Source organism: Streptomyces sp. NPDC006655, from assembly GCF_040703965.1.
Lineage (GTDB): Bacteria > Actinomycetota > Actinomycetes > Streptomycetales > Streptomycetaceae > Streptomyces.
Window position 1 is genome coordinate 24,319 of record NZ_JBEYJU010000019.1, and the last position, 12,375, is coordinate 36,693.

The window sequence follows — 12,375 nt, forward strand, 5'->3', positions numbered from 1 at the left end:
CGCGGCACCACCCGCGGGGCCCTGGGCGCGTCGGCCGTCCGGGTAGGGTCGCACCCGCCCGTCCGGCCGCCGCGGCCCGAATGGCCGAGGCCACCCCTCGGCGTTGGTGTGATGTTTCGTACGTGGCCGGAATGAAAGGTGTGGAACGGGCAACGCTCCGTTTCATGCTCCACGCCCGAAACCTCCGGCAGGTGACTCGATGACGACGGCGACCCAGGCCTCCCCGACCGCACCGGCCGCCCCGCCACCGTCCGCCGCCCAGCCGCCCGCGCCGGCTCCGCCGCTGCCGTCCCTCACCGGGCTGAGATGGATGGCCGCACTGCTCGTCTTCGGGCTGCACGTGCACAACTTCCGCTATTTCGGGGGCACCGGCGGCCGTCTGATGTCCTGGGGATTCGAGGCGGGCTCGTCCGGTGTGTCGTTCTTCTTCATCCTGTCCGGGTTCGTACTGATGTGGTCCGCGCGGCCGGGGGACCGGGCACCGCGCTTCTGGTGGCGGCGGGTCGCCCGGATCTATCCCGTGCACCTGGTGACCGTCGCCCTCGCGCTGGTCATGGCGTTCACGCTGCCCCGCCAGCCGCGCCCGACCCTCCCGCAGGGCCTGGCCGACGTCTTCCTGGTGCACTCCTGGTGGCGTCCGTGGTGGCAGACGCTGGACCCGGTCAGCTGGTCGCTGGCCTGCGAGGCCTTCTTCTACGCCGCGTTCCCGCTGCTGGCGCTGGTGCTGCGCCGACTGGGCGGGCGGGGCGCGGCGGTGCTGGCCGCGCTGTCCGTCCTCGCCGTGCTCGCGCTGGCCTGGACGGACTCGCACCACTGGTGGGACCAGCCGATCAGTTCCTTCCCCGCGGCCCGGCTGCCCGAGTTCGTGCTGGGCGCCGCCGTCGCGCGCCTGGTGCTGCTGGGCCGGTGGCGCGGCCCCGGCCTGGAGGCCTCGCTGGCGCTGGCCGTCATCGGCTACTTCCTGGTCCCGCAGGTCACCGACGACTACGCGGCCACCGCCTGCACCATCATGGGCTTCGCCGTGCTCATCCCGGCGGCGGCCCAGGCCGACCTGCGCGGTCTGCCCTCGATGTGGCGCCGCCGCCGGCTGGTGCGGCTCGGCGAGTTGTCGTTCGCTTTCTACATGGTCCACCTGCTGGTGCTGCGGGCGGGCACCCACCTGCTCGGCGTCCGCCCGCGTCTCGACCCGCTCACCGGCGCGGCCGCCGCCCTCGTCGCCTTCACCGTGTCGCTGGGCCTGTCCTGGCTCCTCTACGAGGGCGTGGAGGGGCCCGCGCGCCGGCTGCTGCTGCGACTCCCGGCGCGGCGGAGGGCGACGGCCTAGCCGGTCACGGGAAAAGGGTCACCTTGGACGGGGTCGTACTGGTCCCCGAGGTCGGCGCTCCGGTGGTGTTGACGACGTGGGCGTACTGGCCCATGCCGCCGAGGGAGATCACCAGCAGGTCGTGCATCCTGATCCCCGGACCGGTCGGCACCTGGAAGCCGTTGGACTGGACGATCGTCGGATCGGCCGTGTAGTTGCAGTAGCTGCCCAGGCCCCATGCCTCGTGGGTGGTCACGGTGTCGGCGACCTTGTAGGCCGCGTAGCCGACCACGCCGTCGTGGGTGACGGCGGCGGCGTTCGGGGCGTCGTACGCCTTCTCGTTCTGGAAGAAGATCGTGCGGCCGCGTTCGCCGTTCCAGTAGACGTCGTACTTGTTGAAGTGCTCGACGAACAGGCCGGTGGCGAGGACGTCGTTGCCGTTGACCCTGAGGCCGTAGTCGGCTCTGTTGGTGGTCCAGCCGACTCCGCTGCCGTGGTCGGCGCGCCACAGCCAGGTGTGGTCGATGATCACGTTGTTGCTGTTGACCACGACCGAGTTGGTGGCGAGGCCGGGTCCGGCGCCGCCGATGCGGACGAACACGTCCTGCATGGTGGTGGGGTTGGCGGAGTGGTCGGCGGTGGAGCCGGGGTCGCCGATCCGCAGCAGCGTGTCGGAGTTGACGGTGCCCGCGTCGATGAGGAACCCGGCGAGCCTGACGCCGTCGACGTCGGCGACGTGCAGGGCGTCGACGCCGTTGTCCGGGACCAGGGTGGCGAGGCCGAGGCCGAGGACGACGGTGTTGGCGCGGGTGACGTTGATGGTCTGGTTCAGGTGGTAGATGCCTGGGGTGAAGAGGAGGTTGAGGCCCTGGGCGAGGGCCTGGTTGATGGTGGCGGCGGTGGCGCCGGGCTTGACGACGTAGAACTGGTCCAGCGGGATCGAGGTGCCCGCGTTGGCCGGCCAGGAGACACCCCGGGCGTTGGTGCGCTTGGCCGGGACGAAGACCTTGTAGGCGCTGCCGTCCAGGTAAAGGAACGGCTTCTCGCGCGATACGGGGGTGGTGTCCAGCGTGGTGTACGGACCGGAGTCGAAGTTGCCGGCCGGGGCACCCTGGACGCCGGAGAAGGTCATGTTCCACACGCCGTTGGTCCAGCCGCCGACCGAGCTGTCGCGGGTGTACCACTGCTGCTGGGAGTACGGACCGACCGTGCCGTCGATCTTCGAGTCGGCGATGTAGCCGCCGGAGGCCCAGCCGTAGCCGTTCGGCGCCAGGTTGAGGCCGCCCTTGACGTGGATGCGGCGGAAGGGGGCCGCCTGAGCCACGGCCCACCGGTCCGTGCCGTTCGACGGCGTGATGGCGAGGTTCTCCGCCGAACGCCAGAAGTTCTGCGTGGCGTTGCCGTTGAACCAGCCGGCGTCGACCGTGACGTCACCGTTGATCTGCGTGTCGTCGGGGTTCAGCCCGAGGCCCGAGATCGAGGTGTAGAAGCCGATCTGGGCGTTGATGCCGTTGTAGGTGCCCGGCTTGAGCAGGAACTGGTAACGCCCGGTGCCGAACTGCGCCGACTCCTGCTGGGCGAAGACGGAGTCGAACTTCGCCTGGAGGTTCGGCGTGGACGGATCGACGACGATCACGTTGGGGCCGAGGTCGCCGCCGCCCTGGACCGGGGGTGTGCCGGTGGTGGTGCCGTAGACCTGGAACTCCCAGAGCGAGTAGCCCCACTGGGTGGCGCGGTGCACGCCCTGCATCCGGACGTACTGGCCCTGCCCGGACACGTCGAGGGTGTCGGTGCCGCCGTCACCGCCGGTGACGGTCTTCAGGTCGGTCCAGTTGCTGCCGTCAGGGGAGATCTGGACCTTGTAGTCCTTGCCGTACGCGGTCTCCCAGTTGAGGACCACCTGGGTGACATTGGCGGTGGCGCCGAGGTCGACCTGGAGCCACTGGTCGTCGGTGAACGCGGACGACCAGCGGGTGCCGGTGTTGCCGTCGACCGCGTTCGCCGCGGTGGTCCCGGCGTTCTCCTCGGAGGATGCGGTGGCCGTCTTCCCCTGCGACAGCGGGGCGTCGGCGGCCTGCGCCGCCGGCGCGTGGGCGGCGGGCAGGGCGAGCAGCGCGGCCATGGCGGCGAGCGCTACGCCCAGGGATCTCAGTCGTCTCATCAGCGGCTCCCTGTGGTGGGCACGGGGCACGCCCGCGAACCGGCGAGCCACCGTGCTTAGTTCAGGCTTTGATTTAAGTGCTGAGGCAAACAGGCGACAAGCCTTCGGCAACAGAATTCTCGACGTCCGACCTCTGGCTAGGCACTCCTACCGGGCGGTATACAGACCCCCGACACACGCGTGCGGGCCGCCCGTCGGGACCGGTTCCGCGCGCGTCCCGGTTCCAGGGGGGGATCCTCATGGCGTACGGCGGCCCGTCGCAGGGTGCACAGGGTTCGGCGAGAAGGCACCGGCGGAAGGCGGCCGTGGCGGCGGCGCTGGGCGGCTGCGCCCTGGTGGCCGCGTCCACGGCACCGGCCGCGGCACACGGCGGCGGCCACGGCCCCGGCCATGACCGGGGTACGAGCTACGTGGCGCTCGGCGACTCCTACACCTCGGGCCCCGCCATCCCGACCCAGGTCGACGCGGACTGTGCCCGCTCCGACCACAACTACCCCTCGCTGGTGGCGGCGGACCGCGAGGTGACCGCGTTCAGGGACGTGAGCTGTTCCGGCGCGACGACCGCGCAGATGTGGCAGGCCCAGGGGACGAACGGGCCCCAGCTCGACGCCGTGCGGCGGGACACCGACCTGGTCACGGTGCAGATCGGCGGCAACGACATGGGATTCGGCTCCATCATCGCCACCTGCGCGGCCCTCAGTTCCAAGGACCTCACCGGCGACCCCTGCCGGCAGTACTACGGCGCCTCCGGCACCGACCAGCTGGTGCTCAACATCGTGCGGACCGCGCCCAAGGTCGACAAGGTGCTGCGGGCCGTGCGCGCCCGGGCCCCGCACGCCCGGATCCTGGTCGTCGGCTACCCCGACCTGCTGCCCGACGACGGCAGCGGCTGCTATCCGACGGTGCCCTTCGCCGCCAAGGACTTCCCGTACCTGCGCGACACCGAGAAGCGGCTCAACCTGATGCTGCGCCTGGTCGCCGCCTGGAACGGCGCCCGGTACGTGGACACCTACGGCCCGACCGTCGGCCACGACATGTGCAAGGCTCCCGCCGACCGCTGGATCGAGCCGCTGCGGCCGACGTCACCCGCGGCCCCCGCGCACCCCAACGCGAAGGGCGAGGCGGTCATGGCCCAGGCCGTGCTGGACCGGCTGGAGAGGCGCTCCTAGCGGGCTTCCCACGGTGTCGGGACAGGTGGCGGGTCGCCCCGGCCCGACACCGGTGGGGCCGTCCGGCCCCACGGGAGGGACCTCGCGGCGGTTCGCGATAGGTTGACCTGCATGAGCGACAACGTTTATTTCGACATCTCGATCAACAACGAGCCGGCCGGCCGGATCGTGTTCCACCTGTTCGACGACGTGGTGCCCGAGACGGCCCGCAACTTCCGCGAGCTCGCCACCGGCCAGCACGGCTTCGGCTACGCCGGTTCGGGCTTCCACCGGATCATCCCCCAGTTCATGCTCCAGGGCGGTGACTTCACCCGGGGCGACGGCACCGGCGGCAAGAGCATCTACGGCGAGAAGTTCAAGGACGAGAACTTCCAGCTCAAGCACGACCGTCCGTTCCTGCTGAGCATGGCCAACGCGGGCCCGAACACCAACGGCTCGCAGTTCTTCGTCACCACCGTCGTGACCGACTGGCTCGACGGCAAGCACGTGGTCTTCGGCGAGGTCGTCGAGGGCCAGGACCTGGTCACGAAGATCGAGGGCTACGGCACCCGCAGCGGAGCCCCCAAGGCCAAGGTCGAGATCACCGCGAGCGGCACCGTCTGACGACAGGCCCGTACGGGACGGTGACCGGGCGGCCGCCCGGTCACCGTTCGTCCCTCGCGCGCCGCAACCGCTCCACCTCCGGTGGTGCCCGCCCGGCCGGGGTGTCGTGCGCGGTGAGGTGTTCCAGCGCCTGGGCCAGCTCCTCGCAGGCCTCCGCGACGGAGAGCCTGGTGTTGCGCTGCTCGGTGATCACGACCGACAGCAGCAGCGCGGTCAGGGCCATGGATCCGTTGAACAGCTGGAGCTTCACCATCACCTCGACGGGGGACAGACCGGCGAACGCGCCCACGCCGTCCGTGGCGGCGATCGTGGCCAGGACCGAGGTGAACAGGGCGCACAGCATGCCGCCTGCCAGCCGGAACCGCAGAGCGCCCCAGATCAGTACCGGGTAGGCGAGGAAGAGCGAGTTCAGCGGGCCGTGCGTGGCCACCGGGACCAGGACGACGGTGGCGAGCGCGAGACCGAGGGCTTCCTTCCAGCGGCCGAGGTGCGGCGGCCGACGGGCTTCGAGGAGCAGCAGCAGGACCGGGGTGACGAGCAGGACGCCCATCGCGTCCCCGACCCACCAGGCCAGCCAGCTCGGCCAGAAGCTGCTCGCGGCGACCTTGCCGGCGAGGAGCAGGGAGACCATGCCGACGACGGAGCTGACCAGCATGGCGACGAGCGCCCCGAGGAACACCAGGGCGGCGCCGTCCCGCAGTCGGCCCAGGTCGGTGCGGAAACCGGCCCGGCGCAGCAGCAGGTAGGCACAGACCGGGCCGCCCGTGTTGCCGACGAGGATGCCGACGATGTCGGGCCCCGGCGGGCCGAGCGACAGGACGAGCAGGAAGGCGCCGAGCGTGATGCCCGGCCAGCAGCCCAGGCCGAGGACCAGCAGGCAGGCCAGGGCCACGCCCGTCGACGGAAAGATGGGGGTGAAGACGGCGCCCTCGACGGTGAGCCGGCGCAGCAGACCGAGCCGGGCTGCCCCGTAGTAGCAGGCGGCCACGGCCGGCGTCCGCAGGACGAGGACGGCCGGTCGGCGAAGTTCGCGGAATGCCACCACAGCAGCCATCACACACCGCGGCGGCCGGGTCGGCGAGGCGAGGGCCGTCCGCGGCCCACCCGCCGGGCCGTCGCCCCGGTTCTACGGCGTGTAGTCGAGGCCGTCGTGGCCCACGACCAGGACGGCCGCGTCGTCCTCGTGGCCCACCTGTTCCGCGCCCTTGATCACGGCGGCGGCCAGGGACTGCGCCTCCAGACGGGCGACGGCGGCGACGCCGGCCAGGCGCACCACCTGGTCCAGGCCCTCCTCGATGTTCATCGACGGCCCCTCCACCACACCGTCCGTGAGCAGCACGAACATGCCGCCGGTGGTGAGCCGGAACCGGGAGACGGGGTACTCGACGCCCGGGTCGATCCCCAGGGGTGGTCCGCCCTCGTCCTCACCGATCCCGGACTTGCCGTCGGCGGTGGCCCAGACGAAGGGGATGTGCCCGGCCCGGGCGCTCTCCAGCAGCCCGGTCGCCGGGTCGAGCCGCATGAAGATGCAGGTGGCGAAGAGGTCACTGCCCAGGGACACCAGAAGGTCGTTGGTGCGGGCGAGCAGCTCGCCCGGCTCGCCGGCCACCGAGGCGAGCGCCCGCAGGGCTGCCCTGACCTGGCCCATGAAGGCGGCGGCCTCGATGTTGTGGCCCTGGACGTCGCCTATGGACAGCCCGATACGGCCGTCGGGCAGGGTGAAGGCGTCGTACCAGTCGCCGCCCACGTTGAGCCCGTAGCAGGCGGGCGCGTAGCGGACGGCCACATGGACCCGGGGGGTGTCGGGCAGTTCCCGGGGCAGCATGCCGCGTTGCAGGGCCACGGCCAGCTCGACCTGGGAGCGCTGGTACTCGGCCCGCTCGCGCGCCTGGGCGGTGAGCGACCTGAGTCTGACCAGGAGCTCGTCGTCGTCCGTCGAGCGGTTGCGGGGCATGGATCACTCCGGCCGAGGCGGCACCCTTACGGGACATACCACCAGATTTTTTCCCTTAGAGGATCATAGTGCGTCCTTGTGCAGGCCGTCGGGCCTGCGGGACGCCCGCAGGGTGCCGACCGTCCGGAGCAGCCGGTCCGCGGGGTCACGCAGCCGGGGATGGGCGAGGACGGTGTTGCGCAGGCCGCGGACCGGGCGGCGCCACAGCCGGTGCGCCGCAGCCACCGGGTGACCTCGGGTGGCGAACCCCTCGCCCACTCGCAGCTCGCGGGTCTTCAGCCAGTCCTTGTACTCCTTGTCGCCCCGGCCCAGGTCGACGAGGGTGACACCGCCGCGCGCCGCGGCCTCGGCCGTACGCAGATGCATCATCAGCCCGGGCGAGTAGTAGCGCAGTTCCGGGTCGTAGGCGGTGAACCAGGCGGCGAGCACGGTGGCCGACCGGGGACCGAAGTGCGCGGCCACCGGCCGGTCCCCGGCGTAGAGCACGGACAGCACCCCGGTGAAGTGTTCCTCGCGGACGTGGAAGAGGTGATCCACCAGGTCGACGATCCAGGGGCGGGCGAAGCGGTCCATACGTCCGGTCCGCCGGTACTGGGCGGACTTCCAGCGCATCAGTGTGCGCAGGGCCGCCGGGTCGCGCTCGTCGAACTCGAAGCGCAGCTCGCCGAGGTCACGGCCGATCCGGCGTTCCTTCTTCAACGTGGTCTTGGCCAGTCCCGGGTAGGTGGCGCGCAGCCACTCGGGGTAACCGCCGTCGCCGGGTTTGACGTCGATCACCGGGGAGGCGAAGGTCCCGGTGACATGCGAGGCGAAAGGTCTCTGCTCGCTGACCAGGTGGTCGAACTCGAAGATGGCCAGCCGGCAGGCGCTCAGCAGCGCCTGGGCGTCCCAGGTGACTCCGGGCCGGTGCACCAGCGCCTGGCAGTCGGAGAGCCCGAGGCCGACGGCGCGGCCGACACCGAGGGCGTTGCGCTCGTAGGGGAGGAACCCGACGGGTTCCCCGTCCTCGTGCAGGACCGCCACCCGCACGCCGGAGCGGTGCCTGCCGACACCGATCGCGAACTCCGGCGCCAGAAAGGGATTGGCGTACTCCGGTGACTCGTCCATCGCACGGTGCCAGGCCCGGCACAGCGACTGGGTCAGCTCGCCGGGTCTGTGGATCGTGATGTCTGTGGATCGCATGGCCGACCGCTCCCCCCATAACGCGTGTCGTCGCTCAAACGTCGCGAAACAGTACGCGCCCTGTCAAGGGTGCCACCGCCAGGGCGAGATGGGGGGCGAACAGCTCATTTCGGTGGGCTACTACCGGCCAGAGCAAAGAAGTTGCATGGTCTAGTCCAAAGTGAGCTTTGGTCCAGTCCAATTTGTTGACGTGATCGCGTCACCTCTGGAAGCTGGGGCGACTCCCCCGCCCCTGGAGGCACCGATGAGAACCCTTCGCGCATGTCTGGGCGCGGCGGCGGCCGTCGCACTCGCCGCCGCCGGCACCACCGCGCTCGTCACGACCGACGCCTCGGGCGCGACCACCGCGCTGAGCAACCGGTGGTACGCCGCCGCCCCCTATCTGATGCCGCTGGACAACGACCCGCCGGACCCGGCCGCCATCATGGACGCCACCGGCCTCAAGGCCTTCCAGCTGGCGTTCGTCCTGGCCCCGAACGGCGGCGGCTGTTCGCCCACCTGGGGCGGCACCGCGGCGGTCTCCTCCGACACCGCCGTCCGGTCGGTCATCGACACCGTCCGCGCCAAGGGCGGTGACGTCTCGGTCTCGATCGGCGGCTACGGCGGCACCAAACTGGGCCAGACCTGCGCGGACGCGTCCGCCACGGCCGCGGCCTACCAGCAGGTCATCACCAAGTACGGGCTGCACGCGATCGACTTCGACCTGGAGGAGCCGGAGTACGAGAACACGGCAGCGATCAGGAACGAGATCGGCGCCGCGAAGATCCTCCAGCAGAACAACCCGGGCCTGTACGTCTCGGTCACCACACCCGGCACCGCGGACGGCACCGGCTGGTTCGGCAAGCAGATGCTGCTGGAGGCGAAGTCCCAGGGGTTCACCCCGAACAACTTCTCCATCATGCCGTTCGACGGCGGGTTCAGCGGGGCGGCGAGCCAGACCGCCGCGCTCACGAACTTCAACTCGATCCTCCAGTCCACCTTCGGCTGGGACCAGGCGACCGCCTACGCCCACGAGGGCTTCTCCGGGATGAACGGCCGCAGCGACAGCGGCGAGTACTTCAGCCAGGCCGACTTCCAGACCGTGCTCGACTACGCCACGAGCCACCACATGGACCGCTTCACCTTCTGGTCCCTCAACCGCGACCGCCAGTGCACCCCGGCCGACAACGGCGGCCGCACCTCCGGCACCTGCTCCAGCGTCGCGCAGAACTCCTGGGACTTCGCCACGTACTCCGTGCGGTTCGCCGGGGTCACGCCGCCGACCACCACCCCCACCCCGACGCCGCCTCCCACCTCCTGCAAGACCGCCTGGAGTGCGACGGCGGTCTACGTGAAGGACGACGAGGCCTCGTACGGCGGCCACAACTGGAAGGCCAAGTGGTGGACCCAGAACGAGGTGCCCGGCGCCTCCGAGTGGGGCCCCTGGCTGGACGAGGGCGCCTGCTGAACCCCTTGACGGGATTGGTCCGGACCTTTAGCTTCTCGTCCACCCGGCGGAAGGAGCCCCCCACATGTCCCGTTCCCGGCTGCTCGCGGCGCCCGTCGCCGCGGGCCTGGCCCTCGCCCTGACCGTCCTGTCCGGCGGCAGCGCGGACGCGGCGAACCCGCACGTCGCCCCCGGCGGCAACTTCGACCTGTCGACCTGGCAGCTCCAGGAACCGGTGGGCTCCCCCGGCTCGCCGACCACCATCCCCTCGTCCCGGCTCCAGGGGGCGAACGGCTACCAGGACGCCTACTTCTACACCGACACCCGCGACGGCGCGATGACCTTCTGGGCGCCCGAGAAGGGAGTCACCACCCCGAACTCCGGCTACGCCCGCTCCGAACTGCGGGAGACGAACCGGGACGGCTCCGCCGCGAACTGGTCACTGAGCGGCAGCCACCGGATGAGCGCGACCCTGCGGGTGGTCTCGGTGACCAAGAACGTCTGCGTGGGCCAGATCCACCTCGGCACCGGCGGCTCCTCCACCAAGCCGCTCCTCGAGCTGTACTACCACTCCGACGGCGACATCGTGCTCGGCACCGAGAACTCCCCCGACGGCGGCCAGACCCCGCATGCCGTCGGTCACGTGTCCCTCGGCAAGACCTGGACCTACACCATCGCGGTCTCCGGTGGGAACACCATCGACCTGACCGTCAACGGCACCACCACCCACTACGCCATCCCGTCCTCCTTCACCCCGTACAAGCAGTACTTCAAGGCGGGCTCGTACAACCAGTCGTCCTCGGACAGCACCACCAACGGGGCCCGGGTCGCGTTCTACGGCCTGACCGTCACCCACGGCTGATTCCCGGCAGCCGTACGCCGCAAGTGGTACATCCGCAGTGACGGTCGTAGCGTCGAAGGGAGGCAACTACGGCGGTACCGGTGGGAGCGACCATGCGCAGACCAGTGCTGGGAACGGTGATCGGACTCGGGGCGGCCCTGCTGCTCACGGCGGGCATGACGACGGCCTCCGCGACGCCGCCGACGTCGGCCGCGCCGCGGGCGGCCCGGCATCCCGTGCTCGTCGACTGCTTCTGGCACCAGCGGTACCGGCCCACCGACTTCATCCTGGCCTGCGGCGACGGCAACAGCCGGCTCGCCGGCATGCACTGGGTCCGGTGGAACGACACCAGCGCGGTCGCCCAGGGCGTGAACTGGGTGAACGACTGCAAGCCGTACTGCGCGGCCGGCACCTTCCACCGCTATCCGGTGACGGTTCGGCTCGACCGCCCGACGGCCTGGAAGAAGCACCCGGACGTCCAGCAGTTCACGCGGCTGAGCCTGACCTACGCCGGTGCGAAACCGGAAGGATTCACGCAGGTCATGACCATCCCGCTGTGGAACTGAGCGGAGCCGTCACCCGGCTGCGCGGCATGCGGGGCCAGGCCGTGCGCCGGGCGGGCGACGTCCCGGCCGGGGCTGACCCCGAACGGGGCCGGGGAGCCGTCATTTTGGTGTGACCGGTACGCCGGAGCCCTGCGCTCCCGTCGAAAGAGGTCACATGCCCCGATTCCCCCGCACGGCCGTGGTCGCCCCGGCCGCGCTCGTGATCGGCCTGCTCGCGACGGCTCCGGCCGCGGGCGACGAGCCGCTCGTCTCGAACGCCCGTGTCATCGCGCACTTCGATCTGGCCGCCGGCCAGACCCCCGAGAACGTCGTCGCCGAGCGCGGCGGCTCGGTCGACGTGTCCTTCGCGTTCGCCCGGCAGGTCGCCAGGGTCACCCGGGAGCGCCGGGTACGCGTCCTCGCCACCCTGCCGGCCGAGCGCAGCCCCCGCACGCCCCTGCTGAACAGCGCCGTCACCCTCGGCCTGGCCCGCGCCCACGACGGCACGCTGTACGTCAACTACGCCACCGGCACCGACAGGACCGGCATCTGGCGCGTGCCGGCAGGCGGCGGCACCCCCGAGCAGATCGCCGAACTGCCGTCGGACGGCCTGCCCAACGGTCTGGCCCTGGACGAGCGGCACGGTGTGCTCTACGCCGCCGACTCGGTGCTCGGCACCGTGTGGCGCGTCCCGCAGGCGGGCGGCACCCCCACGGCCTGGGCCACGGGCAGCGCCCTGGCCCACCTGCCGGGCCCGGCCGGCGGCTTCGGGGCCAACGGCGTCCAGGTCCACATGGACGCGGTCTGGGTGACCAACAGCGACCTGGGGACCCTGCTGCGCATCCCGGTGGGCGAGGACGGGACGGCGGGGCCCGTCGAGACGAAGGCGACGGGCCTCGCAGGCGTCGACGACTTCGTCTTCCCCGGCCACTCCGACCTCGTGCTCGCCGCGCTGAACCCCTCCAACGAGGTCGTCCTGGTCCACCCGGACGGCACCCGGGCCACCGTCCTCACGGTGCAGGAGGGCCTGTCCAACCCGACCTCGCTGGCGGTACAGGGCCGGGACGTGTACGTGGCGGGCGACGCCTACTCCACCCAGCGCGACCCCAACCTGCTGAAGGCGAGGCTGCGCGCCCACTTCGTGCGCTCGTGACGGGGGGACGCGGCGGGCGGGGAAGACCGGCACCGACC

General features: G+C 71.2%; 12 protein-coding genes. 8 read left to right on the forward strand and 4 right to left on the reverse strand.

What is annotated here, in order from left to right; translation table 11 throughout:
* Nucleotides 1-199: 199 nt before the first annotated feature.
* Nucleotides 200-1,324 carry an acyltransferase gene (locus AB0958_RS13835; protein WP_366890611.1) on the forward strand — a complete coding sequence of 375 codons (1,125 nt, stop codon included), beginning with the start codon at nucleotides 200-202 and terminating at the stop codon, nucleotides 1,322-1,324.
* Between the two features lie 4 nt (nucleotides 1,325-1,328).
* Here AB0958_RS13835 and AB0958_RS13840 read toward each other — a convergent pair whose 3' ends face one another.
* Nucleotides 1,329-3,464, reverse strand: a complete 2,136-nt coding sequence (locus AB0958_RS13840; RefSeq protein ID WP_366890612.1) for a discoidin domain-containing protein — start codon at nucleotides 3,462-3,464, stop codon at nucleotides 1,329-1,331.
* A 239-nt stretch (nucleotides 3,465-3,703) separates the two neighbouring features.
* Here AB0958_RS13840 and AB0958_RS13845 point away from each other — a divergent pair, with 239 nt between their 5' ends.
* On the forward strand, nucleotides 3,704-4,633 hold the full coding sequence (locus AB0958_RS13845; protein ID WP_366890614.1) for an SGNH/GDSL hydrolase family protein: 930 nt from the start codon (nucleotides 3,704-3,706) through the stop codon (nucleotides 4,631-4,633).
* Between the two features lie 111 nt (nucleotides 4,634-4,744).
* The gene (locus AB0958_RS13850; protein ID WP_358980788.1) at nucleotides 4,745-5,236 is read left to right on the forward strand and encodes a peptidylprolyl isomerase; all 492 of its coding nucleotides are present in this window, start codon (nucleotides 4,745-4,747) and stop codon (nucleotides 5,234-5,236) included.
* Between the two features lie 40 nt (nucleotides 5,237-5,276).
* Here the strand turns inward: AB0958_RS13850 and AB0958_RS13855 are convergent, their stop codons facing one another.
* The 3 genes from AB0958_RS13855 to AB0958_RS13865 all read right to left on the reverse strand — a co-directional run bounded on the left by AB0958_RS13855 (nucleotide 5,277) and on the right by AB0958_RS13865 (nucleotide 8,372).
* Complete coding sequence (locus AB0958_RS13855; RefSeq protein ID WP_366890615.1) at nucleotides 5,277-6,290, reverse strand: MASE1 domain-containing protein; 1,014 nt, start codon at nucleotides 6,288-6,290, stop codon at nucleotides 5,277-5,279.
* Between the two features lie 72 nt (nucleotides 6,291-6,362).
* On the reverse strand, nucleotides 6,363-7,190 hold the full coding sequence (locus AB0958_RS13860) for a PP2C family protein-serine/threonine phosphatase (RefSeq protein WP_366890616.1): 828 nt from the start codon (nucleotides 7,188-7,190) through the stop codon (nucleotides 6,363-6,365).
* Between the two features lie 63 nt (nucleotides 7,191-7,253).
* Nucleotides 7,254-8,372: a GNAT family N-acetyltransferase gene (locus AB0958_RS13865; RefSeq protein ID WP_366890617.1), complete on the reverse strand. Its 1,119-nt coding sequence runs from the start codon at nucleotides 8,370-8,372 to the stop codon at nucleotides 7,254-7,256.
* A 244-nt stretch (nucleotides 8,373-8,616) separates the two neighbouring features.
* Here AB0958_RS13865 and AB0958_RS13870 point away from each other — a divergent pair, with 244 nt between their 5' ends.
* The 5 genes from AB0958_RS13870 (at nucleotide 8,617) to AB0958_RS13890 (ending at nucleotide 12,337) form a co-directional block, all read left to right on the forward strand.
* Complete coding sequence (locus AB0958_RS13870; RefSeq protein WP_366890618.1) at nucleotides 8,617-9,819, forward strand: carbohydrate-binding protein; 1,203 nt, start codon at nucleotides 8,617-8,619, stop codon at nucleotides 9,817-9,819.
* Between the two features lie 64 nt (nucleotides 9,820-9,883).
* Entirely contained in the window at nucleotides 9,884-10,660 is a 777-nt protein-coding gene (locus tag AB0958_RS13875; RefSeq protein WP_366890619.1) for a polysaccharide lyase family 7 protein, read from the forward strand.
* A 92-nt stretch (nucleotides 10,661-10,752) separates the two neighbouring features.
* On the forward strand, nucleotides 10,753-11,205 hold the full coding sequence (locus AB0958_RS13880) for a hypothetical protein (protein WP_366890620.1): 453 nt from the start codon (nucleotides 10,753-10,755) through the stop codon (nucleotides 11,203-11,205).
* Nucleotides 11,196-11,318, forward strand: a complete 123-nt coding sequence (locus tag AB0958_RS13885; protein ID WP_366890621.1) for a hypothetical protein — start codon at nucleotides 11,196-11,198, stop codon at nucleotides 11,316-11,318. Before AB0958_RS13880 ends, AB0958_RS13885 begins: the two co-directional genes overlap by 10 nt.
* 41 nt (nucleotides 11,319-11,359) lie before the next feature.
* Nucleotides 11,360-12,337 carry a hypothetical protein gene (locus tag AB0958_RS13890; protein WP_366890622.1) on the forward strand — a complete coding sequence of 326 codons (978 nt, stop codon included), beginning with the start codon at nucleotides 11,360-11,362 and terminating at the stop codon, nucleotides 12,335-12,337.
* The last annotated feature ends 38 nt before the right edge of the window (nucleotides 12,338-12,375 follow it).

Coding starts and splice junctions, on each gene's coding strand:
- AB0958_RS13875 (WP_366890619.1), top strand. CDS start 9,884: ATGTCCCGTTCCCGGCTGCTCGCGGCGCCCGTCGCCGCGGGCCTGGCC.
- AB0958_RS13870 (WP_366890618.1), top strand. CDS start 8,617: ATGAGAACCCTTCGCGCATGTCTGGGCGCGGCGGCGGCCGTCGCACTC.
- AB0958_RS13855 (WP_366890615.1), bottom strand. CDS start 6,290: ATGGCTGCTGTGGTGGCATTCCGCGAACTTCGCCGACCGGCCGTCCTC.
- AB0958_RS13845 (WP_366890614.1), top strand. CDS start 3,704: ATGGCGTACGGCGGCCCGTCGCAGGGTGCACAGGGTTCGGCGAGAAGG.
- AB0958_RS13835 (WP_366890611.1), top strand. CDS start 200: ATGACGACGGCGACCCAGGCCTCCCCGACCGCACCGGCCGCCCCGCCA.
- AB0958_RS13840 (WP_366890612.1), bottom strand. CDS start 3,464: ATGAGACGACTGAGATCCCTGGGCGTAGCGCTCGCCGCCATGGCCGCG.
- AB0958_RS13850 (WP_358980788.1), top strand. CDS start 4,745: ATGAGCGACAACGTTTATTTCGACATCTCGATCAACAACGAGCCGGCC.
- AB0958_RS13865 (WP_366890617.1), bottom strand. CDS start 8,372: ATGCGATCCACAGACATCACGATCCACAGACCCGGCGAGCTGACCCAG.
- AB0958_RS13880 (WP_366890620.1), top strand. CDS start 10,753: ATGCGCAGACCAGTGCTGGGAACGGTGATCGGACTCGGGGCGGCCCTG.
- AB0958_RS13890 (WP_366890622.1), top strand. CDS start 11,360: ATGCCCCGATTCCCCCGCACGGCCGTGGTCGCCCCGGCCGCGCTCGTG.
- AB0958_RS13860 (WP_366890616.1), bottom strand. CDS start 7,190: ATGCCCCGCAACCGCTCGACGGACGACGACGAGCTCCTGGTCAGACTC.